Source organism: Xenorhabdus santafensis, assembly GCF_033949405.1.
Classification (GTDB): domain Bacteria; phylum Pseudomonadota; class Gammaproteobacteria; order Enterobacterales; family Enterobacteriaceae; genus Xenorhabdus; species Xenorhabdus santafensis.
In genome coordinates, this window is the sequence record NZ_VCDN01000064.1 from 130,214 (window position 1) to 156,477 (window position 26,264).

Here is a 26,264-nt window from a genome sequence, read left to right on the forward strand (position 1 = left end):
CAACCAGCCCACGGCTAATATGGCACTTAATCACGTAATCAATAGGGTGATTTAACGCGAGGTTTTTATGTCAATTCAGGCAATTGAAGGTGTACTGCAACAAATGCAGGTTCAGGCATTACAGGCAGCCAATACGGCCAAGCCGATGCCAGTAAAGGGAGGGTTTGCCAGCCAACTAACTGCGGCTGTTGAAAAAATAAACCAAACTCGCTTGGGAGCAGTCAAGCAGGCACAAGATTTCACGTTGGGAGTCCCGGGCGTGGAACTCAATGATGTGATGGTAAATATGCAGAAATCGAACATCTCTCTGCAAATGGGTATTCAGGTCAGGAATAAACTGGTTAGCGCTTATCACGAAATCATGAATATGCAAGTGTAATTAATTAAATGGCCTTTATTAACCTATATTTAGTTAACTGATTGTGATGGATGGATATTTTAATGTAATTACCTATTGATAATATAATAACAATATTCTCCGTCTGTATTTAAAAATTTATTAATTCATTTATTTGGTGAATGTATTAAGGATGAATTAAGTATAATTTAGAAAAATTCCATTAAAATGATGATGAATCAGAGAGTGGAAAAAATTAGTTGTACTTTGTATAGGTTATTATTGTTACTTATCTTAAATTCCCGCTTAATATTTTATAAGTTTGTTTTATTTTAATATTACTTCCTAAATATGGTACGTGTAACCATTTGTTTTATATGGTTAATTGGCACCAAAGAAGGTTAGATATTTTTGACATGAACAAAATAAAAAAATATCATTTTTGGCGAATTCAGGATCACTGCCACAATTACAAATAAGTTGCTTTACATAAAGCAAGTAAAAATAAAACATAAAATTAACATTGCCAAGATGATGGGGTATTTAATATCCGTAATATCGGGAATTACCCCAGTCTCATGTGGTGGGTTCTGAACATCTTGGCACATTATTCAGGGAGTTTTACCATGAAAGCATTAGCCATTATTGCTCTTATATTTGCTGCATTATCTATATTCATCCCAGTGGGTGGGGTATTTATTGCTATGTTCTGTAGTGTTTTGGCTCTTATTGCATTTTATAAGAGCCCGACATTATCAGGCATAACTTTTGGCATTAACATCATCAATACCGCTTTCCTGTCGCCAAGCATTGTGGCTACCGCTGCTTCTATGGTCAATGATGGAGATGATGGCGTCGGGCTTTATGGTTTCTATGTTGGTTTCCACATTGCTCTTTTCGTGCTGGCAATTATTCTCGCAAAAATCTTGAAGAAAAAAGCCCAGAATAAGTCAAACGCGTAAGTTGACTGGCAAGAAACAGCCTATGTTCTCCCCGCGCCACGGGGAGAACATAAATATAAAGACATCTTGAAGTACGACGAATATATAAAAATTAATAGCATTTACCGTGTGATATTTAAATGCTATGCCTTGCCAAGTTTATTAACTAAATTAATATAAATGAGTATTTAAATGAAAAAAGTATTGAAATGGGTAGGAATAATCTTTGTTGTTCTTATCATCATCGGCATTATTGCTGGTAAAGATGAAAACTCAACAGAAAGCTCTTCCTCTAGTAGCAGCAAAAGTGCAATTAAATTAACTGAAAATGAATTAAATGTTGTTAAAAACATCATTCGCTCAGATGTGAACATGGGTTTCAGCAACGGCAATTCAAAACTAAATACAGATTACGTAGTTGTCTCTGCGAGAGACATGCAGAGAACATATGCCAGCAATGAGGCAAGAGGGGATAAGACCTATAAGGGCAAGCAAATTATCATCACAGGCGTTGTTGATACTATCGATTCAAGTTTTGGTGATATTCCGGTTGTGACTTTAAAAACTGGTGATATGTTCAATAAAGTTCACGTTAACTTTGACCGGAAATACAGAGATCTTGCTGCTGACCTAGATCGAAACCAAAAAGTGACTTACGCATGTGTGGGTGAAAGTGTCATTATTGGTTCCCCAACCGTAGGTGATTGCGTTCCGGTTTCAGTCGCTGAAGATCAGTTAGTTGATAAATTAGTATTATCGATGAACAAGACTCTGAAAAACCCAAGTAAGGCAACAGAAGATGACAAGAACATGATCTTGTTTGCTAAAGCAGCTTCTATCGCAACGGATGATTTTAAAACCTGTAAAGTGACAGATGTAAAATGCCTGTCTGCAAGCATTAATAAATACGGCAACGACAAGCTGGAAAATAACGCAGAAATAAAAGAACTGACTGAAAAGTTGGGTTTGAATTCTGAGCCAAAACAGTAAATCTGAGAGTTCCGTTTTGGAATGCAGCCTTTATTATTTTATTGAATAGATTGGCTCAGTAAAATATTTTTTATATTAAAGCACAGGTTTTTCAGCCTGTGCTTTTTACTTTGCATTATATTGGCATCAACAAACCCATTCCCACCTTATGAAGGGAATAGGTTTTTAAAAGGGGCTGTTATCATAAATGAATAAAGTAAATATTAATTAAAATCTAACGAAACGGTATCAAGAAACCCTTGCCAATTCTGTGAATATTTTTCCTGATTAACTTTATAATAAATATATAAAGGTGTTGGATCACCATCACTATCTACACCGAAACCCTTCAGAAAATTAGATCCAATGGGGATTTTAATGTGTTTATCAGCCGATTGGACCGTTACTGATTGTATTAGTGTAGGATTAATATTTAGCTCTCCCGTATCTGGATCATAAGTAATTATATCTATAAAACACTCAACAACATCACCAGCTTTGGCTTCGTGTGTGCTTCCGACAGGGATAACACAAGTTATTCCTGTTCCAAGAGAATCTATACCAAAAATAAAAAAATCGTCAATTTGACTTCCCGAATAATCTAAAATTGTGGGCATTTCTAAGTTTCCTGATGGTGGTCTATAACTATTTGGATCTCCACCTAACTTAAAAATTAAATTCTTTGATCTATAAATATCTTGTCTAGGAGTAAAAACATAATAATATAAAGAGTTGTACTGAGAAGGAATGAAAAGCTCGTAAGGAATTTCAAAGGGTATATCTTGAGAGTTTCTATTGCCATATTTATCAGATGTACATAACATAGGCTTTTTATTATTTAAATCGCTCATAATATAGATGCAATCATTTGTATCGAGCAATGCAGATTTAGGTATCATAGCATCAAAAGTAGCATTTTTATTACTTTCTGCAGGAGGTACTTCATTTCCATCCATATTTGTAATGATAGGAGCGCCTAGACCATCTGATGGTAAAACATTTTCTGTAATAAATAATGCCTTTTTTTGTATTGGGATTGCATTATCATAGATAGTATTAGAGATAACTATTTTTCTTGCATAATCATCCGTCATTTTTTTTGCAAAAAATCTAATATCAAGATTTCCATCACCATCGGTATTCACAAAATACATTTGTTCATTGAAAGGAAAAATTTTAGTAGTTCCATTATATAAGCGAGTATATTCTATACCTTCTACATGCAATGGAATTTGACAATGTTTTAGTACATTGCCTTTATTATCTCTTGGATATATTACTACATGCAAATTTGCATTTATGGCCTTATCAGGAGTTTGTTCATCTGGTGCCGGAGAGAAATCCTCAATAATAGTATTGCCTATTATTATAGGAACTAAAGATTTTATATCCACATCTTGTTTTGTATATTGATGTTGTTTACAAGTAATGGTGTGAGTAGAAGTACCAGCAATATTAGTCCCAAAGGTTAATACAACATCAGAATTGTTTTGAGATTTATTTATTTTAAATATGAAAAACATGACCATTTTATTGCCAGTAGTATCGATAACTGGTTTTCTTTTATCATCCTGATAACTGCTTATTTCCACATTTGTATTTTCTGGGTTAATTGCAAGTGTAATATTGCTATCTGTAGTCACTTTATGGTTGCTATCTCCAGTGTAAGTAACTGTTATAAAAACACTTGAACCTTGAAAAATATCAGTGCCTTGAAAATCAACAGTTAAACTTTGTTTAATCGTTGGCGGTTTGGGCATAATATTATTCCTTATATTTTTAGTAACTGTATTAAAAATAAAAAGTAAACCACTACTATTTGACTGCTGTTTAAATTAAACGCATTAAAATAAATGAACGAAAGCAGGTTAAATTAAGTTTATTATTTTGTACAATGAAAAGTAATTATCAGCTAATAATTGTTTTTCATCATTCAAGAAAATATTTTCTTAATTTTATTATTGTTGGTAAAATTATATGGTTGCCAAAAGAAGCTATATCCAATGGGTTTCAAGATGCAGCTCTCAAAGCTGCAACTTGAAAAATGACAGAATTGTAGAGTCTTTCGAAAATGAAAACGAAGCTATCAATCACGGAATTACTGCAAAGGAACGTACCGGGAATCCTGATGCATTTTTAGGTGTAGCGACGATATTGAATATCACTGCTCCACGTGTGGGTACTTGATCCAGATTGGTTAATAGTTCTATTTGGTAGGTGTCTTGCGCCAAAACATAATATTCACTTAATAACGCTTTATTTTGTCTCGCATCTTTTGCTGAATCAGTATCAAAGGTTTCATGCCCGATTGCCTTGATTTTTCGTTCTTCAAATAAAAATTTTAAGGCATCAATTCCCCATCCAGGGGTTTGGTTATTACCTTGTGTATCTTTATTGCTCATTTTTTCCTGAGAGGGCCAACGTTTACTCCAGTCTGTTCTTAAGGCAACAAAAGTATCTGCCTCGATGATGCCATGTTCAGCTTCAAATTGAAGAATATCGGCTTTAGATAATGAGAAGTTGGGATCGCGTTTTGCTCTTTCCGACTGATCAATCACGATCAAAGGCAATACCAGCTCTTTCAATTCGAGCTGATCAAGAGAACGGGTGTCTGGGACGAAATGGCAGGGGGCGTCAATATGTGTGCCATATTGCCCGGTAAAGGTGAATTGTTGGGCAAAAAATCCATCTTTGTAATCAAAGAGTGTTTTAAATTCTGCGGGATTGAACATAAAAAAATGGGGAGAGTCTTGGTCAAAACTGTGAGTGAGATCGATCCATTTTTTGGATTTTAGCATGGTGAATGCTTGCTGGATGTCGTTTGTCATAAGCACCTCATTGTGTATACACTTCGTCTTTCAAACTACCTCCTTGCCACTCGTTAACTCCGGTCACATAGTTAGCGATGCTCCCCTTTGCCGCCGCGATGCAATTTGAAATCCTTTGTGTATAGGTTTTTGTGATTAAATATTTATCGTTCCCTGTGCGCAATGCGTTTATCAACAATCTATAAAGTCTGGAGAGAGCTTCATCATTGTTATCGAGCAGGGGAAGGAAAGCTTAATTTTCAGGTGTAATATTAATGCACTAATGCTCAATGGATGGATATTATTCTGTTGGGGTAATTAAAGTAATAATAAAAATTATATGGAGGGGGTTATCAGGCAAAGGAATGGGTATTTAGATTGGTTAAGTGTAGGGCACTATCTAATCCAATAGTGTTATCGGTAACTTGTTTTATCCGGTGGATATCTGGCAATGAGTGTTGATAGCGCATTGTATTGAATAAGATATTTATTTTACTCAATAACCACTACGGGGCGTTTAGCGAAGTCTATTATTTCACTTTGGCATAATAATTTAGATTATCTTCTACTGAAGAAAATGCTATTTTGATAGTTAATAATATATAAATAATAATGTAAATTAAGATATTATTTATTAATATGATAAGAAATTTGATTGACGGTAGAATATGATGATTATATCTCCTGAAAACTGTTTAAAGGAATCATTGTTATTATCTGGTGGTTAATTTTTTGTTAAAAAATATAATTAACTTTTCTTGATTGTTTGCAAATTATAAATAAAATAAAGTGCCGAATTAGGCTAATCAAAAAAATGATGGTGACGAATTGACACCACCTGAAATGCAGAAAATGAATGACACCATTATTTAGTGTTATTAAAAATAAAATTACTGGTGCCGTTGTTATTTTTATTTGGGTTCTATCGTTGTTAGCTCCATATCATAGTCGCTGACAGGGAACTGCCCGTAAGTATCATGTAGAAGTTGCTTGCAGCTTTCCTGTTTAATCAGGTCGCTGAGTTCATCTAATCTTTTTTGCAACAATCTCTTAGTTTCTTTTTCATTATCCAAGACAGTTTGCAAAATTTTGGTTAATTGCTGCTGTAATGAAATAGGTGCATCTGAGTTTTCTGACATTAAAGTAACCACTTCTACTGCCTTCAGATAAGTGATTTCCATATCAACAAGCTCATCCCACTTTCCATTTTTAGCTAAATCAATCATTTGCTCACTTAAACTAAGGATCTGCTGGTAAGCTGACAAAAGATCCATATCATTTTTCATTAAACAATATCCTGACTGGCGTTGTAATGAGGACCTATTTGCCGCCAAGAATCTGAAATCTCGGTGAGTAAATCTATCACTTCGGTAATGGCCTTCTCATCATTGCGTAAATTGGCATGGAGTAGACGGCGGCTCATATAATCATATAAAGCAGAAAGATTTTGCGCAATTTCGCCGCCTTTTTCAAAATCTAATCCTTCTTTGAGACCATTATCAATGATATTGATTGCCTTTGAAATAGCTAAACCTTTTTCTGGAATATTGCCCTGTTGCATCAGAATGATTGCACGACGTAGGGCGCTGAGCGCCCCATTGAACAATATCTGAATCAACTGGTAGGGAGAGGCATTCATAATTTCGCTCTCAAGATCTACTTGAGCATATAACTGGCTTGCCGAACGTTGATACATAATGTCCTTTATTATCTTAAAAGCTGGAATAAGGATGAGCTTGTATTATTTAGTGAGTTAACAAGTTTATCCAATTCGGTAAATTGACGCTTATAGCGCTCCATTGTGGCATCAATATTATCATTCGTCCTTTCAACTTGTTTTTCAATTGTTTTTAGACGTTTGTTGATACCTTCAGTTGCTGTGGCAATAGTCCCTTCGTGACTATCTAGCGTTTTTTTCAATAAATTATAGGTCTGAGTTGCAAAACCGGTTTTTTCACCGTCGCCCATAAAGAAAGCCTTCACATTAGCCGGTTTTTCTTTTAAGTTCTTTTCCAGTTTTTCGTTGCTGATTTCAAGTGTGCCATCTAATTTTTGTTTAATGCCCAATTTATTTAGCGTGGCAATGTCCGCAACATCTTGTGCTGCAAAAATTTGGTGTCTTAATTGGCTCTGAATACCTTTTAATGTACCGTCACCAAGCAGGGCGCCATTGTCTTTTGAAGCCGCTTCACCTTTTCCGACAGGTTTATATTTCGTCAGTGAATCGAAAGTAGTTTGTGCTTCATTATAAGCATCGACCCACTTTTTAATCGCCTCTTTCATTGGTTCGATATCGCGGGTAATCACCAATGTTTCGGTTTTCACTACTTCTTTGACACTTTCTGTTCCATTCTCTATAAATTTTTCGGTAGTTTTTTCCGAAACTTTTTTTAGATTCAGGATAACGCCTTCCGGTGCATCTTTTATTTCATTGGTCTGACGCTCAATTTCAACGCCATTAACTGTTAGTTTTGCATTGGCTGCGGCAACTTTTTCTGTCATTGCGCCAGCCGCACTTTTATCTTTTGGCGGATATTCCAGCAATGCATTCAGTTTATCATCGCCTTCAACTTTAATCGTCATCATGGATTTTGTGCCTGCTTTTTTGGAGGTCAAAATCAGATAATTTTTATCATCGGTTGCTTTGATAATGCTGGCGTTAACGTCACCTTCCTGCTTATTGATCGCATCACGAATTTCAATCAGAGAGGTTTGCTCATCTGTCAGAGAAATCTTCATGAGCCTTTTTTCGCTCTTGCCTTCTTTGTCGCTTGGCTGCTCAATAATGATAGTACGGCTATTGCCTTGTGCAGGAATATTGCCCAATTGTTCCTTTACGCTGGAAACGGCGCTGGTCTGCAAAGATTGAGATTTGGCAAGTTGCTTCACTTCAATCTCATAGTTACCGGGGCTGGCTTTAGAATCCGTGCTTGCGGTAAACGCTTTATGCTCTTCACTTGTCTTAGTTGTATTGAGCTTGTCGAACTTTTTCAGTTCTTCTGATGCTGATTGTAACTTTTCTAAGCTGCCCTTTAACGTACCAAAGCCGGTCAGTTTAGCTTTATAACTGGTTTGTTGTTGTGCTAATGGTTCTAAACGTTTTCTTTCTGCTGCCTGAAGTTTATCCAGCAAAGAACCCAAATCCATCCCGGACCCGGCCCCTAATGAGGAAATGCTAGCCATGTTGACTCCTTTATTAGTAAAGCATCACTGGACTTGTTATCGGAATAATTTGCGAAAAGTTTACTGATAAAATGATTTTTTTGATGGGCTGAATAGTTGATGAGAACAGGCGCTGTTTGGGTTATCAGTATATTTGTCGTCTTTCACATTGCCTTTTTGTTGGTTGCGTTCGCTAATTCTGGTCACTGTTTTTATAAACATACAGCTATCTATATTCTCGGGAATTACAGAGAAGTTCAGCCTCTCAATCTTTGGTCAGCCTTTGACTGACGCCATTAATTCTTACGAATTTGTCATTTTCTTGTCGCCGCGATGCAGCGTGAAATCCGTAGGATAAACAGTGGGTAAGAAAAAAAATTAAAACTTTTTTCAAGAAACATTAAAGGTTTTTTGGGAGGGGTCGATAAAACTGTTGGCGGTGATGAACACCGTGAGCAAATAAGCTCAAACTAATTATATCGACTTGATTCTAAAAAGGAACTCTACTATGGCATCAGTAATCAACACCAACTACTCGTCTCTGCTGGCTCAGAACAACCTGACTAAATCTCAAGGTACTTTGGGTTCTGCTATTGAGCGCCTGTCCTCTGGTTTACGTATTAACAGCGCGAAGGATGATGCTGCTGGTCAAGCGATTGCTAACCGTTTCACTGCTAACGTTAAAGGTCTGACTCAGGCTTCACGTAACGCAAACGACGGTATCTCCATTGCTCAGACTACCGAAGGTTCTCTGAACGAAATCAATAACAACCTGCAACGTATCCGTGAACTGACTGTTCAGGCGGAAAACGGTACTAACTCTGAAAGCGATATGAAATCGATTCAGGAAGAAGTCACTCAGCGTCTGGACGAGATCGATCGTATTTCTAAGCAAACTCAGTTCAACGGCGTAAAAGTATTGAGCAAAGATACTACCCTGAAAATTCAGGTTGGTGCTAACGATGGTGAAACAATTGATGTTGAATTGAAAAAAATTGACAAAACAGAATTAGGTCTGGGAACTTTTAGTGTTGAAGCACCAAAATCTGAAGAAGTGAAAAAAGCTGAAGAAGAAGTAGCAAAAACTGAAAAAGCATTGAAAGATTCAACTGCTACAGACAAGAGTGGAGAAGAAAAAGCTGTGAAAGAAGCAAAAGAAGCTCTCGAAACAGCGAAAAAAGAGCATCCAGGCGTAAAAGATGCTGATTCAAAGCCTCTGAAAGATTTGGACGAAGCTCTGGCTAAAGTTGACAGCCTGCGCAGCTCCCTGGGTGCGGTTCAGAACCGTCTGGAATCCACTGTTAACAACCTGAACAACACTGTTAACAACCTGAGCGCTGCTCGTAGCCGTATCGAAGACGCTGACTACGCGGTTGAAGTTTCTAACATGAGCCGTGGTCAGATCCTGCAACAAGCTGGTACTTCTGTTCTGGCTCAGGCTAACCAGGTTCCACAAACTGTTCTGTCTCTGCTGCGTTAATTTTTATTTCTCGGTTGAGCATTTATGCAGGGCAACCTGCATAGACAACGCTTATAAAATAAGGATCGGCTTGCCGATCCTTATTTTTTAGCCATTTTATGGCGATTGTCAGGGACAGCCTGAAACTTGCAACGTACTCAGGCGGGCATGAAAAAATTTCGCATAGGTGAAAAAGAAGCGCTTTTACTTCATTGTTCAAACGATTGTACCGGTTAGGTGATTGGATAATGGTATCCAGTCTCTTATCCAAAGGTGTCTGTTGTTGTGAGCGATTTGTATACCGCCGAAGGCGTGATGGACAAAAATAGCCTCTGGAAGCGCTATGTACCACTAGTTCGCCATGAAGCCCTGAGGCTACAGGTCAGGTTACCTGCCAGTGTAGAACTCGATGATTTGCTTCAGGCCGGTGGCATAGGCTTGCTGAATGCAGTGGAACGTTTCGATTCCATGCAAGGAACCGCGTTTACCACTTATGCGGTACAGCGCATCAGAGGTGCAATGTTGGATGAGTTGAGGAGCCGCGATTGGGCTCCGCGTAGTGTGCGGCGTAATGCACGGGAAGTCACGCAAACCATCCGTAAACTTGAGCAAGAGTTAGGCCGTCCAGCCAGTGAGCAGGAAGTTGCTAAAGAATTAAAGATTAATCTGATAGAATATCGGCAAATACTGTTAGACACAAATAACAGTCAACTATTTTCTTATGACGAATGGCATGAAATTCACGGTGAAAATTGTGAACCAGTGATTGAGGAAGAGCATGAGACAAATCCTCTCCAACGGTTGCTGGAAGGTGATCTTCGTCAACGGGTAATTGATGTTATTGAATCATTGCCTGAACGGGAAAAAATGGTTCTTACGCTGTACTATCAGGAAGAACTAAATCTTAAAGAGATCGGCGCAGTACTTAACGTAGGAGAATCCCGCGTAAGTCAGCTTCACAGCCAAGCGATAAAAAGGCTGAAAGCGCGTTTGAATCCAGAGAAGTAACTTTTTGCTTATTTGTTTTTTTGTTAAGACTATAGACTATACACAGGGCTTTATCTCTTATGTCTGTTACAACACAAAAGAAACGGCCTCTTAGCCGTTATATCAAGGACTATAAACATAGTCAGACTCATTGTTTGCATTGTCATAAAACACTTGACCGTATTTCACTTGTTTTTAACGGTCAGGTCATCAATAAAGAAGCGATTTCTGAGATGACTGAATTAGTAGATGACAAAACCTGGAATGAGTTACAGGGTAAATTCGTGGCGCTGTGCCGCTTTTGTAGTGAAATTTATTGTAATAGCCAAACTGATTATTTCGACATTATGTCATTTAAGCAGTATTTGTTTGAACAAACGGAGATGAGCCATAGTACAGTACGGGAGTATGTGGTTCGTTTAAGACGCTTGGATGAGTTACTGACTTCAAGTAATTATCCGGCCAATGAGTTTACGCCAGAAAAAATTCAGGAACAACTCAGCGAGAAATTATCCCAGTCAGCTTTCAGTAATTACAATATTGCACTGCGTAAGTATGAGCAATATCTGAGCTGGCAACAGGGCAGCCATTAATTAACTGCACTGACCTATTACATGAAAAGAGTTGAGAGGGGAATACTGCTTGTGCGTATTCCCCTCTTTGTATTCTGTCTCTGACAGAAATTAACCAATCGTCATCAAACTGGCATTACCGCCTGCCGCTGCGGTATTGACACTTAATGAACGTTCATGCAGCAAACGTTCCAGCAACAGATTGGTTTCACCACGGGCAAATCCCTGTACGGAGATAATCGGCCCAGTCCGCTGTGCTATCGCATGGCAAACATGGCGCAGTTGATCACAATCACCGTGATAAATAACAGCTTCCATCTTGGTTTCGTCATTCTGCCAATCATTTACCCAATGAATATGTCGACGAATTTCATCCGGTAGCTGGCGTTGTAGACCTTGGTGCAATTCATCTTTTTCCCACATGGCCTGACAACCGACGGAAAGTACCGCCGCCAATTGCACCAGTGCATCTTGTTCATTATCAGCCAGACACAGAACTTGACCGCGAGGCAGCAGGGTATAAGTATTGCGTTCTCCTGTCGGCCCCGGCAGCAAGCGAATTGTTCCCCCTTGGGCTAGCAAGCTGTATTCCTGAATAATCTGGTTCAATGCATCATTATTCTGTTCGGCAGCCCAATCCGCAAATTTGTAGAGAGGCGAGTGCAGGGCAACTCGCATTTTTGCGTCAAGTTCGTACTCGTTATCTTGGCGCTCCAGTGTTTGCGCAGCGGCATTAACCGGACGTTGTGATAGCAGGCGATACAGGTACAAAGGGCCTCCGGCTTTTGGCCCTGTGCCGGAAAGACCTTCACCACCAAATGGCTGCACGCCAACGACTGCACCTACCATGTTGCGGTTGACATATAAATTGCCGACTTTCGCTTTGTTGGTAACTTGTACGATGGTTTCATCAATGCGGGTGTGAACTCCCAACGTTAAGCCATAACCGGAAGCATTAATCTGATCCAGCAACTTATCCAATTCATTGCGATTGAAACGTACAACATGCAAAACAGGGCCGAAAACTTCTTTCTTCAATTCGTCAAAACTTTCCAGCTCAATCAACGTCGGCTTGATAAAAGTCCCTTGTGATGATTCCAGATTGTCTGCGGCGTTTTCATGTACTGCCTGATAAACCGTACGGCCTTTGGCACGCATGGCCTGAATGTGGCGCTCGATGCCAGCTTTCGCTTCGGCGTCAATGACCGGGCCGATGTCCGTGGATAAATGTTCAGGATTGCCCATCCGGCATTCAGCCATTGCACCTTTCAGCATGGCAATTGTTCTTTCAGCGACATCGTCCTGAACACACAAAATGCGCAGGGCAGAACAACGTTGCCCGGCGCTGTCAAAAGCAGAGGCAACGACATCCGTGACAACCTGTTCGGTCAATGCAGAGGAATCGACAATCATGGCATTCAAGCCGCCGGTTTCTGCAACCAACGGTGTTGGGCGACCCTGCGCATCAAGGCGTCCGGCAATATTGCGTTGCAGCAGGGCAGCAACTTCGATGGAGCCTGTGAACATCACGCCGCGTACGCGTTCATCTCCGGTCAACGATGCACCAACCGTTTCCCCTTGGCCGGGCAATAATTGCAGTACATCGCGGGGAATGCCTGCCTGATGCAGCATTTTCACGGCAACAGCCGCGATCAGGGGAGTTTGTTCCGCAGGTTTTGCCAGAACGCTGTTACCCGCCGCCAGTGCAGCAGCAATTTGCCCCGTGAAAATTGCCAGAGGGAAGTTCCACGGGCTAATGCAAACCACAGGCCCCAGTGGGCGATGGGTATCGTTGGCAAAATCTTGACGCACTTGATCCGCATAATAATAGAGGAAATCTACCGCTTCACGGACTTCAGCAATCGCATTGTTGAATGTTTTTCCTGCTTCACGCACCAGAATGCCAAGCAGAGATTGCAGGTTATTTTCCATTAAATCTGCTGCACGTACCAAAATGGCCGCCCGCTCGGAAGGGGGAGTGGCAAACCAAATTGCACCTGCGTCAGTGGCTGTATTCAGGGCGTGGCTGACTTCTTGCTCTGTGGTTTCTCGGACATAGCCCACAATATCAGAAAGTCTGGCTGGGTTAGCGACCGCGATGGCAGCAGGGAGTTCGCCAACATGCTGGTAGTTGCCACCCAATAAAGGTTCGCAGCTCCATGTTTCCATTGACGAGCTGAGCAGGGCACTGGAAAGGGAAGCCAGTCGATGCTCATTGGAAAGGTCGAGACCCGACGAATTCACGCGATTTTTGCCGTATAGATCGCGGGGCTGAGGGATTTTAGGGTGCGGCAGGCCAATTTGCCCTTCGGTTTGTGCCAAGTCTTGCACGACTTTGACCGGATCAGCGACCAGCTCATCAATCGGCAGGGAAGTATCGGCAATCCGATTAACAAATGAGGTATTGGCACCATTTTCCAGCAAACGGCGTACCAGATAGGCCAAAAGTGTTTCATGCGTCCCTACCGGGGCATAAATGCGGCATGGGCGGTTAAGTTTTCCGTCAGAGATTTTACCGACAACCTGCTCATAAAGCGGTTCGCCCATACCATGCAAGCATTGGAATTCATATTGCCCCGGATAATAATTCTGCCCGGCCAGATGATAAATCGCAGAGAGAGTATGGGCGTTGTGGGTCGCAAACTGCGGGTAGATCAGGTTGGGTACGGAAAGCAGTTTACGGGCGCAGGCGATATAAGAAACGTCGGTATAAACTTTGCGGGTGTATACCGGATAGCCTTCCAGCCCATCCATTTGGGCGCGTTTGATTTCGCTGTCCCAGTAGGCACCTTTTACCAGACGGATCATTAACCTATGGCGGCTACGCTGGGCTAAGTCAATGATGCTGTCAATGACGAAAGGACAACGCTTTTGGTAAGCCTGGATCACAAAACCGATACCGTTCCAGCCTTCTAATTTTGGCTCGAAACAGAGTTTTTCCAGCAGGTCGAGAGAAATCTCAAGACGATCTGCTTCTTCCGCATCAATGTTGATACCAATATCATACTGGCGGGCCTGCAACGTCAGAGAAAGCAGGCGTGGATAGAGTTCATCCATCACGCGTTCGTATTGGGCGCGGCTATAACGTGGATGCAGGGCTGAAAGTTTAATGGATATGCCCGGCCCTTCATAAATACCGCGGCCGTTTGATGCCTTGCCAATTGCGTGGATCGCTTGTTGATAGGAAACCATGTAGGCTTGTGCATCTTCTTCGGTCAGCGCGGCCTCACCGAGCATATCATAAGAGTAGCGAAAACCTTTTTCTTCCAGTTTGCGGGCATTGGCAAGTGCCTGGGCAATGGTTTCGCCTGTAACAAATTGCTCTCCCATCAGACGCATTGCCATATCCACGCCCTTGCGCACCAATGGCTCGCCGCTCTTGCTGATGATGCGATTCAATGACTTGGATAGCTTGGCTTCATTGTGGGTGGACACCAGCTTACCGGTAAACAGTAATCCCCATGTCGCGGCGTTGACAAACATGGAAGGGCTTTGCCCCAAATGAGAGTGCCAGTTACCGTTGCTGATTTTGTCACGTATCAGCGCATCACGGGTGGCTTTATCCGGTATGCGCAACAAGGCTTCGGCAAGGCACATCAGTGCCACACCTTCTTGTGAAGAGAGTGAAAACTCCTGCAATAGCCCTTGCACCAATCCGGCACGACCGATGCCTTGTTTTTGCTGGCGCAGTTTTTCGGCAATGGAATAAGCCAGTTTGTGAGTTGCTTTAGCCTGTTCTTCTGAGAGCTGCGCTCGTTGCAGCAACATTGGAACAACCTGTGTTTCGGGTAGACGATAGGCGGAAGTGATTGCAGAACGTTTCACCGATTGGGGTAAAATTTGTTCGGCAAAATCCAGAAATGGTTGATAAGGCGCCTCAATCTGTGATTCTTCTTCGGAAATCTTTTCTTCTTTGCTATCCTGCCCGGCTGGTAATTCTGGGATCTTGTCCTCATTTTCCAGGCGTTCAAGATAATTAAAGATGGCTTGCTTAATCAGCCAGTGTGGTGTGCGTTCAATTCGTTGTGCAGCAGCTTTAATACGATTACGCGTTGCTTCATCGAGCTTCACGCCCATAGTGGTACTACCCATTCTCACTCCTTAATAGGTATGACATAACCAAGTTGCATACAATATCTGCCATGTTGCAACTTTGTGCAACTTTGTTAAAAGCTGCCGTTTAAAATTTGTGAATCTAATCTTGTTTTTATATCAATTAGATAAATGTTAATGGTTGGTTTTTATTTATCTAATTGATATATAATGAATTTATTTTAACGCTTATAAACGTTAGGTATAACTGGCTATTTCATGAGAGGTGCAACTTATCAAAGGATAAATGTGATTCGGCAAGCGTTTTTCATAAAAATTTGAGTTAATTTGTTGTTAAAAATGTTTTAACTAAACTAGGATAGAATGTAATTTTTAAATAATTACGAATATAAATAATATACATAAAAACTAATGCTATCTCTGGGTGCAACTGTCTACCTTTCGATTGAAAGTGAGCTGCTTTAAAAGTAGTTGCTCGAAGGTAATTATTCAAGGGACATCGCTCAAAAGTAAATTGCTCAAAGACGGTTGCTCAACGGCAGGTTGCTAAAAAGCGGTCTGCCTAATGCACTTATTCAGTATAAGTCGCATTGATTACGCAAATAACGTATTTGCAGCTACATGATTTAAAACGCAATTTTAAAAAATACGATTTACAAAACACGATTTACAAAACACTATGGAGAAGAACCTGCATGACAGTAAATTCACCCATGCTCATTACTTTCATTATCTATATCGCAGGAATGTTGCTGATAGGCTTTATGGCTTATCGCTCCACCAAAAATTTTGATGACTACATATTAGGTGGCCGGCGATTGGGCAGTGTGGTAACGGCATTATCTGCTGGCGCTTCCGATATGAGTGGCTGGTTATTGATGGGACTGCCGGGAGCGATTTTTTTCTCCGGTATTTCAGAAAGTTGGATCGCATTGGGCCTGTTTATGGGCGCATATCTGAACTGGCGATGGGTCGCAGGTAGATTGCGTGTGCATACTGAAGTAAGTAATAACGCATTAACATTGCCCGATTATTTTACACATCGCTTTGAAGACAAGAGCAAAATCCTGCGCATCATTTCTGCATTGGTTATCTTGGTTTTCTTTACGATCTATTGCGCATCAGGTGTTGTTGCTGGTGGTTTGCTGTTTGAAAACACGTTCGGCATCAGCTATGAAAAAGCCATTTGGCTGGGCGCGTTGGCAACCATTGCTTATACCTTCCTCGGTGGGTTTCTTGCTGTCAGCTGGACAGATACTGTGCAGGCAACCTTGATGATTTTCGCATTGCTTATGGTACCCATACTTATCCTGTTTAAAGTGGGTGGCGTTGATACCGCTGTCAGCATTATCGAAGCAAAAAATCCCGCATACTTAGATATGTTCAAGAACTTGAACATCATTGCCATTGTTTCTTTGTTGGGATGGGGTTTCGGCTATTTTGGCCAACCGCATATTCTGGCTCGTTTTATGGCGGCAGATTCACATCAAACTATCCATAAAGCCCGTCGTATCAGTATGACATGGATGCTGCTGTGTCTTGCGGGGACTGTTTCTGTTGGTTTCTTTGGCATCGCATATTTTGACATGTACCCGGAGCATGCAGGCCCGGTCTTGGAAAACCGTGAGCGCATCTTTATGGAGTTGGGCATCCTTCTGTTCAATCCGTGGATCACGGGGATCTTGCTGTCAGCAGTTCTGGCTGCGGTAATGAGTACGCTGAGCTGCCAGCTGTTGGTTTGTTCCAGTGCGCTGACCGAAGATTTTTATAAAGCATTTATACGCACTAAAGCCAGCCAGAAAGAATTGGTATGGGTTGGCCGCATGATGGTTCTGTTGGTGGCAATCATCGCAATTGTTATCGCAACTAACCCGAATAATAAAGTCTTGGGGCTGGTGAGTAATGCTTGGGCAGGATTCGGCGCTGCATTCGGCCCCGTAGTTCTGATTTCCGTACTCTGGAAACGAATGACCCGCAATGGTGCGCTGGCAGGTATGCTGGTTGGTGCTATCACAGTACTGGTATGGATGGAATACCGTTGGTTCGAACTGTACGAAATCATCCCGGGCTTTATCTTCGCGACCATCGCTATTGTGGTAGTGAGCTTGTTGGGGAAAGAGCCAAGCCAAGCAACACAACAGCGCTTTGAAGTCGCTGAAGCGCATTATAAGACCAAATGATTTTATAAAAGTTAAATGAAATCAATAGATAAAAGCCCCTGAATATTCAGGGGCTTTTCAATTCAAGCGATTAAGTTCTGTTTTTATCTTTGTACCATGGGATAAAAAGATTGAGCGTGCCTCCCCAGAAAACGCCATCAAGAATGCCGCTGAATAGGCCGAAGAACTGATTATAATGCAGCGAATGCAGTAATGTTGGGTGGATACTCAACATGGAGGTTATTATAAACTTGCTGATAAAAGTCACCAAAATCAACATTAATGTCAGCGGTGTTCCTGGCCGAATAATCAAAGTGCTGTCAGGTTTGCTTTTTAATCTGGGTTGTGATTTCCATATTAGCCAACCAATAGCGATCCCCAGAATCAAGCCTATTCCAAACATCATTAATGATTCATTTGAGAAATAAGTTTCAGTGAGAACACTATATATCCCCCAAATTAAAAAGATCATCGGTAATAAGAAAAGACGTTCTATCCGCATTTCACGGTCTGACAGGGCTTTAATTCCTCTTAAGACAAGGAATACAAATAAAACCCAAACCCAGACAGGAGTGTCTTTTATTATGCTGGTAACTGACACGATATTGTTCATCAAAATTCCCCGGTTCGAAATCCTCAATACAGACGAGGCAAATATTTTACAATCTTGTTTTTATCATTATTGTCAACGAAGGTTATTTTCGCCAATATTTGGCTTATATCTATCTTATGTAAAATAGACAGCACGATAGAATTAAAAAATATAAATCAAAGGAAAATTGCCTTAACATGCTTTGTCTTTGCGAATAATGAAACCTGAAGAAACTAATTCTGTACGGTTAGTGACATCGGCTTTAGTAAATATATTACGCAGGTGGGTTTTCACTGTGGATAAGGAAACACCGAGTAGCAGTGCAATACGCTTATTACTTGAACCCTCCCTGACCAGATGGATAATTTCCTGCTCTTTGGGTGTAAAAGATATTAATGAATCCGGGATAATATCGAATGTCATTAATTCAGCAACTGGCAGGATGGCATTTAACCGCATGATTTCTTGATGCTGAAAGGGAACATCCCTCATCACGGAGATACCGGCAATAATTTTATTTCTGCGACGGATAAATATCTCGGTCATATCGGTTAAGTTATTCGGTTGCATAAAATCATGATAAAAGCGTTGGTTATGCTCTTTCATATTGTGGTTCATGCCGATTATCTGCTGTTCATCATTTCTGAAATTGTCTGGTCTCAATGGATCTAACTGTGTGAAATGCTCCAGATAAGCCTGATGCATTTGCAAGGGGATGTCATACAGGACATGGTGATTAGGCTGCCATGATTCGTTTACAAGATAATAAACGGCAGCTGAAATAGGAATAATATGGGCGATTGTATCCAAACAACAGTTAATCAAAGTACGTTGATGATAGCTGAAAGGTGGTGTACTCATTGGTTTATCCTATTTGATACAACCCTTGTATTTATCATGCCTTTTCTTTGCTTCAACACAAAAAATACATGTTAATAATGTGATGTTTGTTGCATTATTTTAAATGAATTTAAACCAATTAACATATTGATGAATATGGATTTGCACATAATGAATTCTATTTATTAATAAGTTAATAAATTATAATTTCATTACCAATTGATATTCTTTGATTTATGGTATTTTTCTTGTGTCTTCCGGTACTTTTCGGTGGCAATGAAAACCTTACTCTTCATATGTCTATCGTTCTTTAGAACGATGGCGACTCTTTTACTCTTATTTCTATAGTTACAAAACAGTCAGCTTTTTATTTACAAAAAATGAACAAATAAATCGGTTATATGCAGAGTAAAAGAGGGAAGAAAAATGAATATATCCTCAAAATTAACATCACATATTGAAAAGGGTAAGGTCGGTTTTCCGACAACCATTGCCAGCTCTGTCGGGGTGATCATGGCAAGTCCGGTTATTTTAACGGTGACCAGCGGGTTTGGCATCGGAGGTGATACTTTTGCTTTAGCTGTATTGCTCAGTTTTATCATGATGCAGGCACAGCTGACCACGTTTTCGGAAGCTGCCGCCATTCTGCCTACATCCGGGTCAGTGTACGATTACATTTCTTGTGGCATGGGCCGTTTTTGGGCGATTACAGGGGCGTTATCCGCTTATCTGGTTGTACATGTTTTTGCGGGTACGGCGGAAACAATTTTGTCGGGCGTGATGGCACTGGTTAACTTCGATGGGCTGAATGCCGTTATGGAAAGCAATAATGCTTCATGGATGGTTGGCGTTGGGCTGGTGATCATTTTCGGATTACTGAATGCCTTTGGCATCGAGATATTCGGTAAGGTTGAGATAGTCCTGACTTTCGCGATGTGGAGTACGTTGGTTATATTCAGCTTGTGTGGATTATTGATGCCATTTCATGCCTCAGCAGAGGGGTGGTTTGGCCAAGCATTGAATGTTTCCGATCCGACAACAGTATTGAGCTTGATTGGTATGGCCATGTTTATGTTTGTCGGTTGTGAATTGGTGACACCGATGGCACCTGAAATAAAAAACTCAGCCAGAGTTATCCCGCGGGCGATGGCGCTCGGGTTGTGCGGTGTCGCGCTTTGTATGTTTATGTATGGTGCGGCGATGACCCATCAGGTAGAAAACGTGATTGTCGATCCGGAAAATAATGTCAGCCTGCTTGAAACGCCGATGGCAATTCCTGCCTTTGCGGGCCAGATAATGGGAGATTTCGGCAAATACTGGATTGGCATTGGGTTGTTACTGGCAGGTGCTGCCACCATTAATACACTGATGGCGGCTGTTCCCCGTATTTTGTATGGCATGGCGTTGGATGGGGCTTTGCCGCGTATTTTCGCTTATTTGCATCCTCGATTCAAAACACCGATTTTCGGTATATTGGTTGCTGTCATGATCCCTTGCATTCACGCTTTTGCCATTCAGGGAGATTTGACGCGCATCATTCCATTGGTTTTGGCGGCAGTATGTTCATGGGGAACTGCCTATTTACTGGTAACGATTTCGGTGATCCTGCTGCGTATTCGCCGGCCTGATTTGCATCGAGCCTATAAATCTCCCTTCTTCCCGTTACCACAAATTATCTCAAGCGTTGGGATTATTCTGGCAATTGTATACATCACACCTCCGGGAATGGACAAATCTGAGATTTATATTCCTTTTATGATCATGTTAGGGCTGACGGCAAGTTATGCACTGATATGGACAGTATTTGTCCAGAAAGTGAATCCGTTCAAGCCAGTCAGTGTGGAGCAAGTCTTATTGAAAACTTTTTCTGAAACGGAATTGAAGGAGGCGCAACTTGAACCATTACGCAGCCTCTCCTAAACGTTCATTTTGGCAGAGAATCAATCAACAGCGCCTGCCTGCCGCTTATCAGGCGGGTTTGACCCTCAACAAGCTGGAGCGCAATCTCCAGCCTTATCCATGCGAACGGGCGGGGGCAGGGGAATTACTCGTGTATCCAGAGGGAAAATTGGTAATTTGTGTATCGGAACGAGTAAAAACCTTGTTTATGGCGTTTATTGTTTACACGCGCTTTTCCATTGCCGGCACAATCAGCCAGCCTTTGAATGCTGATATTCAAGTAAAAACAGGGGGAACGTGGCGTAAGAAACAGATCCGTTTTGTCTCTCAACAAAAAGAGGGCATGGCATTGATAGCGCAATTGGATAATTACCCCATTATCAGACAGACATTAGAAGAATTGGATTTTAGGTTGTGCAGTTTAAAGATTACAAATGGGAAATGGCGTTTTGAAATAGAACACTTTGCTGCATCAGAAATGGTCAGCCGCATTCCCGCCACTCGTCGCTATTTGCGTTTAACTTCGCAACAGCGTCACCGTTTGCTGAGCACGTTACATTTGATCGATCAGTTAATGAAAAAACTTTTTCAGCGCTAATAAAACTGGGGAACGGGTTAATTTAATCTGTTTCTCCATTCGTCTGGCTTTTAATGGAAAAATTAGGCTTCAAGCCAATCATTAATTCTTTATTATGATTTTTTTGTAGCTAATTCCATATGAAAATTATTATGATTTGAATGGTTTTATTATGTTCAGATAATGATCATTGATAAAAATAAAAACTGACATACAATCAGCTTGGTAGCTAATTTATTAGTGGAGACCTCAGAATGGAAAAGTTTACTGATAAATTAATTAGCCTGGATCGATTTCTTTTACGGTTACTGCGTTTCTTTTTACATGCTTTGCTTATTTTTCTGATTGGCATAATTCCTGGCGTATTGGGATTTTTCCTGATTGAAAGCCATGCAATACCTGATGCACTACTGAATTCTGTTTCAATGATTGGAACTCAAACCTTACATATTGAGCCAGTCAGCACATTGGGAAAATATTTTGCAGCTATTTATGGATTATTCCTTCAAGGCATTTTTTTTATTGCTATTGGGATGGTTGTGACACCGTTTGTCCATAGAATACTGCATAGCTGGCATATTGATGATGACGATAATGATGATGAAAAAGAAGAGGAAAAATGATGAATCAAGGTAATTGTTTATGTGGGGCAGTGGGATTAAAAGTGAATGAAAGCATAGAGGAAATTAACGCATGTCATTGCGGGGTATGCCAAAAGTGGGGTGGAGGGCCATATCTGTCTGTTGTGTGTAAGGAAGGCATACAAATAGAAGGTGCTGAAAATATTTCAACCTACTCATCATCGGCATGGGCAGAGCGTGCTTTCTGTAAAAACTGCGGCACTCATCTTTTCTATCATTTACATCATCCCAGTACTTATTACGTATCAGTTGCCTTGTTTGAAAATAATCATTCAAGCAAATTATCACGACAAGTTTTTGTAGATCGTAAACCAAAATATTATAATTTTGTTGAAAAAACACCAATGCTGACCGAGCAAGATATTCTCAAATCATTTAAATAATTTTTATAATATGAGGGGAAAATTTCCCTCATATTCATATGGGGTTAAACAGCGCTCAAAAAATAATATATTTCCCCGTTGGCTTTATAAATATTTCACTGAATTAGTTACTTGGTGAATTTATAATAAATATAATAGTTAAAATTATTTACTTTATTGATATGTAACAATTTTCTTTCTGTTCTGCACTAATGTGAGTATAATCCACTATCTCATCAAAAAGATCTTGCTATCACTAGAGAGAAGAAGTTGTCTTCTTCTGACTTATCTTATAAAAATCATTAGGATAAACTGAATATATTCTCCTGGTTTTAGATCTTGTTAATTTATTATGATTTCAGTGGTTATTACGTTAGTGGAGATGTTGTTTGATTAATGTTTTATTAGTTGATGACCATGAACTGGTTCGCATCGGCGTTAAAGGCATCCTTGATGATGTAAAAGGAATCAAAGTCATAGGAGAGGCCGGGAGTGGAGAAGATGCGGTCAGGTGGTGTAGATCAAACAGCACAGATGTAGTCATTATGGACATGGGAATGCCGGGGATGGGAGGGCTTGAGGCGGCCAAAAAAATTATCCGCTACTCGCCTGATACCAAGGTGATTATGCTGACGATTCATACTGAAAGTTCCTTACCCACCAAAGTGATGCAAGCAGGGGTCAGGGGCTATCTGAGCAAGGCAGCAACGCCTCAGGATATGATTAATGCGATTCGGGCTGTTCAGTCAGGGCAACGCTATATTTCCCCAGATATCGCTCAACAAATGGCGCTCAACCAGCTATTACCCCCAAAAGAAAACCCGTTAGATGAGCTTTCGGAGCGGGAATTGCAAATTATGATCATGATAACCCAAGGCCGTAAAGTTAATGAAATTTCTACGCTGCTGAATCTGAGCCCTAAAACAGTGAACAGTTATCGCTATAGAATGTTCAATAAACTAAATATCAAAGGTGATGTAGAATTGACCCATATGGCAATACGCTGTGGTTTATTGGACGCACAACATATGGTCACTCAAGGTGGTTAATAAGATTTAATGGGTGGTAAATCGTGGCAGAGCAATTTGATTCAAAGGTGTTTTTGAAAACAGTGACCAGCCAGCCCGGTGTCTATCGCATGTACGACTCGAAGGGCACTGTCATTTATGTCGGTAAGGCCAAAGATCTTAAAAAGCGGCTATCCAGCTATTTTCGGGTACAGGTCAGCAGCCGCAAGACAGAATCGCTGGTTAAAAACATTGCCCAGATAGATGTGACAGTGACTCATTCTGAGACTGAAGCACTTCTGCTCGAACACAACTATATTAAACTCTATCAACCTCGCTACAACGTACTGTTGAGGGATGATAAGTCTTATCCTTATATCTTTTTAAGTGGCGACACTCACCCTCGCTTAGCTTTATACCGTGGGGCCAAGCATGCGAAAGGTGAATATTTCGGGCCATTCCCTAATTTACAGGCTGTGCGTGACAGTTTGGCTTTACTGCAAAAACTCTTTCCCATTCGGCAATGTGAAAATAGCGTGTACCGCAATCGTTCAAGGCCTTGTCTTCAATATCAAATTGGTCGCTGCCTTGCGCCTTGTGTTAAAGGCTTTGTGACAGATGAAGATTACCGGCAGCAAGTTGAATATGTTCGCTTATTTTTGGCAGGCAAAGATCAACAAGTATTAACGGATCTGGTTGGCAAAATGGAAGGGGCAAGCCGAGAACTAAAATTTGAAGAAGCGGCTCGTTATCGTGACCAAATTCAGGCAGTCCGGCAGGTGACGGAGCGACAATTTGTTTCTGGTGCAGGGGATGACCTTGATGTTATCAGTGTCGCTTTTGAAGCGGGCATGGCTTGCGTACATGTTCTATTTATTCGTCAAGGGAAAATATTGGGCAGCCGGAGTTATTATCCTAAAATACCGACGGATACAAAATTAGACGAAGTAGTACAAACGTTTCTTGGGCAATTTTACCTTCAGGGCAGCCAAAGCAGAACATTGCCTTCGGAAATATTGCTGGACTTTGCATTGCCCGAAAAAGAGCTGTTGGAAGAATCACTTTCTGAACTGTCAGGCAGGAAAATTCACATCCAGGCGCGTCCAAGAGGTGATAGGGCACGTTACCTTAAATTGGCGCGCACTAATGCTGCGACCGCATTAACCACCAAACTCTCTCAACAATCAACCATTCACCAGCGATTGGAAGCACTGGCTGCATTTGTTGGCCTTGAAAAAATCCATCGCATGGAATGTTTTGACATCAGCCATACAATGGGGGAACAGACAGTAGCATCCTGCGTTGTTTTTGACAGTAACGGGCCTGTGCGGACAGAATACCGCCGCTATAACATTACGGGGATTACTCCCGGGGATGATTATGCGGCAATGAACCAAGTTTTGCGCCGCCGTTATGGCAAGGCTATTGAGATGGCTAAAATACCCGACATCATCTTTATTGACGGTGGTAAAGGGCAACTTGCACAGGCAATTGAAGTTTTCGAGGGCTTGGACGTTGAGTGGAACAAAAACCAGCCCAAATTAATTGGTGTTGCGAAAGGAAGTGATCGCAAAGCCGGGCTGGAAACTTTATTTTTCAAGGCAGAAGGGGAGGGATTGGCATTGCCGCCGGATTCTCCTGCATTACATGTGATTCAGCATATTCGGGATGAATCACACAATCACGCAATTACAGGGCATCGCCAGCGTCGAGAAAAAGTGAAAAAAACCAGCACACTTGAATCGATAGAAGGCATTGGTCCAAAACGTAGACAAATGTTGTTAAAATACATGGGGGGGTTACAGCCCTTACGTAACGCAAGTGTAGAAGAGATCGCAAAAGTACCTTCTATTTCATATGCATTGGCAGAAAAAATCTATAATGCGTTGAAACACTAAGAGTATTGATGCACCATACTAATAAACTTTACCTGGCCAGATAGTTACTAAGCATTATGCAATTAAATATACCAACATGGCTTACCTTATTTCGTATTGCCTTAATCCCGTTCTTCGTTCTGGCATTTTATCTGCCGTTCCAATGGGCACCGATGTTATGTGCTGTAATTTTTGTTATTGCTGCGGCAACAGATTGGTTTGATGGCTTTCTTGCCCGCTTATGGAAACAGACAACACGATTTGGCGCGTTTCTTGATCCGGTCGCGGATAAGATAATGGTTTCTACGGCACTGGTATTGATAGCGGAGCATTACCATTCGTGGTGGATTACATTGCCTGCTGCAATAATGATTGCCCGTGAAATCATCATCTCCTCCCTGCGTGAATGGATGGCTGGGTTAGGAAAACGCAGTAGCGTCGCTGTTTCGTGGATGGGGAAAATCAAAACCACAGCACAAATGGCAGCATTGGTTGGCTTACTGTGGCGTCCTTGTACCGAATTTGAAGTTGGCGGATTCATCTTATTATACATTGCTGCGGTACTGACACTTTGGTCAATGTTTCAATATTTGAGCGCTGCATGGGGTGATTTGCGTGAAGGTTGATCGAAATGACGTAAAAATCACCGAACGAACGGGTTTTATAAATAATTGTGTTGACTCATTTCGTGAAATAAGTAGAATGCAACGCATCGAACGGCACATGAGGTTTACGAAGTAAGTTAAGTAAATCAACAAGTTCGAAACGGTGCGGGAATAGCTCAGTTGGTAGAGCACGACCTTGCCAAGGTCGGGGTCGCGAGTTCGAGTCTCGTTTCCCGCTCCAAAACAAAGGCGCGTTGGCAGAGTGGCCATGCAGCGGATTGCAAATCCGTCAACCTCGGTTCGACTCCGGGACGCGCCTCCAGATTCAAGCCCAGGTGGTGAAATCGGTAGACACAAGGGATTTAAAATCCCTCGGCTGTAAGGCTGTGCGGGTTCAAGTCCCGCCCTGGGCACCAAA

The 26,264-nt window shown here is 41.2% G+C and carries 22 protein-coding genes and 3 tRNA genes; 17 read left to right on the plus strand and 8 right to left on the minus strand.

Going from position 1 to position 26,264, the window contains the following annotated elements:
• Window positions 1-67: 67 nt before the first annotated feature.
• The 3 genes from fliE (at window position 68) to FE392_RS15625 (ending at window position 2,268) form a co-directional block, all read left to right on the plus strand.
• Window positions 68-379 (plus strand): flagellar hook-basal body complex protein FliE, encoded by a 312-nt coding sequence (gene fliE, locus FE392_RS15615; RefSeq protein ID WP_319931135.1) that lies wholly within the window; start codon window positions 68-70, stop codon window positions 377-379.
• Between the two features lie 584 nt (window positions 380-963).
• Complete coding sequence (locus FE392_RS15620) at window positions 964-1,299, plus strand: hypothetical protein (RefSeq protein ID WP_319931136.1); 336 nt, start codon at window positions 964-966, stop codon at window positions 1,297-1,299.
• A gap of 171 nt (window positions 1,300-1,470) precedes the next feature.
• Complete coding sequence (locus tag FE392_RS15625; protein ID WP_319931137.1) at window positions 1,471-2,268, plus strand: OB-fold protein; 798 nt, start codon at window positions 1,471-1,473, stop codon at window positions 2,266-2,268.
• 203 nt (window positions 2,269-2,471) lie between these two features.
• On the opposite strand, the gene FE392_RS15630 is transcribed toward FE392_RS15625, so the two are convergent.
• The 5 genes from FE392_RS15630 to fliD form a co-directional block, all read right to left on the minus strand.
• Window positions 2,472-4,007 (minus strand): hypothetical protein, encoded by a 1,536-nt coding sequence (locus tag FE392_RS15630; RefSeq protein ID WP_319931138.1) that lies wholly within the window; start codon window positions 4,005-4,007, stop codon window positions 2,472-2,474.
• A gap of 330 nt (window positions 4,008-4,337) precedes the next feature.
• Window positions 4,338-5,075, minus strand: a complete 738-nt coding sequence (locus FE392_RS15635) for a cyclase family protein (RefSeq protein ID WP_319931139.1) — start codon at window positions 5,073-5,075, stop codon at window positions 4,338-4,340.
• A gap of 890 nt (window positions 5,076-5,965) precedes the next feature.
• On the minus strand, window positions 5,966-6,340 hold the full coding sequence (gene fliT, locus FE392_RS15640) for a flagella biosynthesis regulatory protein FliT (RefSeq protein ID WP_319931140.1): 375 nt from the start codon (window positions 6,338-6,340) through the stop codon (window positions 5,966-5,968).
• On the minus strand, window positions 6,340-6,750 hold the full coding sequence (gene fliS, locus FE392_RS15645; protein ID WP_086956342.1) for a flagellar export chaperone FliS: 411 nt from the start codon (window positions 6,748-6,750) through the stop codon (window positions 6,340-6,342). The genes fliT and fliS overlap by 1 nt, the downstream gene beginning before the upstream one ends.
• Before the next feature lie 11 nt (window positions 6,751-6,761).
• Window positions 6,762-8,237, minus strand: coding sequence for a flagellar filament capping protein FliD (gene fliD / locus FE392_RS15650; protein ID WP_319931141.1), 1,476 nt, complete (start codon window positions 8,235-8,237; stop codon window positions 6,762-6,764).
• Between the two features lie 487 nt (window positions 8,238-8,724).
• On the opposite strand from fliD, the gene FE392_RS15655 reads away from it, so the two are divergent.
• The 3 genes from FE392_RS15655 (at window position 8,725) to fliZ (ending at window position 11,255) form a co-directional block, all read left to right on the plus strand.
• Window positions 8,725-9,696 carry a flagellin N-terminal helical domain-containing protein gene (locus FE392_RS15655; protein WP_319931142.1) on the plus strand — a complete coding sequence of 324 codons (972 nt, stop codon included), beginning with the start codon at window positions 8,725-8,727 and terminating at the stop codon, window positions 9,694-9,696.
• A 264-nt stretch (window positions 9,697-9,960) separates the two neighbouring features.
• The gene (locus FE392_RS15660) at window positions 9,961-10,683 is read left to right on the plus strand and encodes an RNA polymerase sigma factor FliA (protein WP_092511745.1); all 723 of its coding nucleotides are present in this window, start codon (window positions 9,961-9,963) and stop codon (window positions 10,681-10,683) included.
• Between the two features lie 59 nt (window positions 10,684-10,742).
• Window positions 10,743-11,255, plus strand: coding sequence for a flagella biosynthesis regulatory protein FliZ (gene fliZ, locus FE392_RS15665; RefSeq protein WP_319931143.1), 513 nt, complete (start codon window positions 10,743-10,745; stop codon window positions 11,253-11,255).
• Between the two features lie 90 nt (window positions 11,256-11,345).
• Here the strand turns inward: fliZ and putA are convergent, their stop codons facing one another.
• Window positions 11,346-15,326 (minus strand): trifunctional transcriptional regulator/proline dehydrogenase/L-glutamate gamma-semialdehyde dehydrogenase, encoded by a 3,981-nt coding sequence (gene putA / locus FE392_RS15670; RefSeq protein ID WP_319931144.1) that lies wholly within the window; start codon window positions 15,324-15,326, stop codon window positions 11,346-11,348.
• A gap of 656 nt (window positions 15,327-15,982) precedes the next feature.
• Between putA and putP the strand changes: the two genes are divergently transcribed.
• A complete protein-coding gene (gene putP / locus FE392_RS15675) occupies window positions 15,983-17,467 on the plus strand; it encodes a sodium/proline symporter PutP (protein ID WP_319931145.1) in 1,485 nt (494 codons plus the stop codon).
• 70 nt (window positions 17,468-17,537) lie between these two features.
• Here putP and FE392_RS15680 read toward each other — a convergent pair whose 3' ends face one another.
• Complete coding sequence (locus tag FE392_RS15680; RefSeq protein WP_319931146.1) at window positions 17,538-18,059, minus strand: DUF6622 family protein; 522 nt, start codon at window positions 18,057-18,059, stop codon at window positions 17,538-17,540.
• A 171-nt stretch (window positions 18,060-18,230) separates the two neighbouring features.
• Window positions 18,231-18,899: a LuxR C-terminal-related transcriptional regulator gene (locus FE392_RS15685; RefSeq protein WP_319931147.1), complete on the minus strand. Its 669-nt coding sequence runs from the start codon at window positions 18,897-18,899 to the stop codon at window positions 18,231-18,233.
• A 405-nt stretch (window positions 18,900-19,304) separates the two neighbouring features.
• On the opposite strand from FE392_RS15685, the gene FE392_RS15690 reads away from it, so the two are divergent.
• The 10 genes from FE392_RS15690 (at window position 19,305) to FE392_RS15735 (ending at window position 26,262) form a co-directional block, all read left to right on the plus strand.
• On the plus strand, window positions 19,305-20,798 hold the full coding sequence (locus FE392_RS15690) for an APC family permease (protein WP_319931148.1): 1,494 nt from the start codon (window positions 19,305-19,307) through the stop codon (window positions 20,796-20,798).
• Window positions 20,773-21,375, plus strand: a complete 603-nt coding sequence (locus FE392_RS15695; protein WP_319931149.1) for a DUF3156 family protein — start codon at window positions 20,773-20,775, stop codon at window positions 21,373-21,375. Before FE392_RS15690 ends, FE392_RS15695 begins: the two co-directional genes overlap by 26 nt.
• 233 nt (window positions 21,376-21,608) lie before the next feature.
• Window positions 21,609-21,977 carry a hypothetical protein gene (locus FE392_RS15700; protein WP_319931150.1) on the plus strand — a complete coding sequence of 123 codons (369 nt, stop codon included), beginning with the start codon at window positions 21,609-21,611 and terminating at the stop codon, window positions 21,975-21,977.
• The gene (locus tag FE392_RS15705; RefSeq protein WP_319931151.1) at window positions 21,974-22,378 is read left to right on the plus strand and encodes a GFA family protein; all 405 of its coding nucleotides are present in this window, start codon (window positions 21,974-21,976) and stop codon (window positions 22,376-22,378) included. Before FE392_RS15700 ends, FE392_RS15705 begins: the two co-directional genes overlap by 4 nt.
• A 368-nt stretch (window positions 22,379-22,746) precedes the next feature.
• The gene (gene uvrY, locus FE392_RS15710) at window positions 22,747-23,406 is read left to right on the plus strand and encodes a UvrY/SirA/GacA family response regulator transcription factor (protein WP_319931152.1); all 660 of its coding nucleotides are present in this window, start codon (window positions 22,747-22,749) and stop codon (window positions 23,404-23,406) included.
• Between the two features lie 23 nt (window positions 23,407-23,429).
• A complete protein-coding gene (gene uvrC, locus FE392_RS15715) occupies window positions 23,430-25,262 on the plus strand; it encodes an excinuclease ABC subunit UvrC (protein ID WP_319931153.1) in 1,833 nt (610 codons plus the stop codon).
• 56 nt (window positions 25,263-25,318) lie between these two features.
• The gene (gene pgsA / locus FE392_RS15720; RefSeq protein WP_319931154.1) at window positions 25,319-25,867 is read left to right on the plus strand and encodes a CDP-diacylglycerol--glycerol-3-phosphate 3-phosphatidyltransferase; all 549 of its coding nucleotides are present in this window, start codon (window positions 25,319-25,321) and stop codon (window positions 25,865-25,867) included.
• A gap of 144 nt (window positions 25,868-26,011) precedes the next feature.
• Window positions 26,012-26,087 (plus strand) — tRNA-Gly (locus FE392_RS15725).
• A 7-nt stretch (window positions 26,088-26,094) separates the two neighbouring features.
• Window positions 26,095-26,168 (plus strand) — tRNA-Cys (locus FE392_RS15730).
• Between the two features lie 7 nt (window positions 26,169-26,175).
• A tRNA-Leu gene (locus FE392_RS15735) sits at window positions 26,176-26,262 on the plus strand.
• Window positions 26,263-26,264 lie beyond the last annotated feature (2 nt).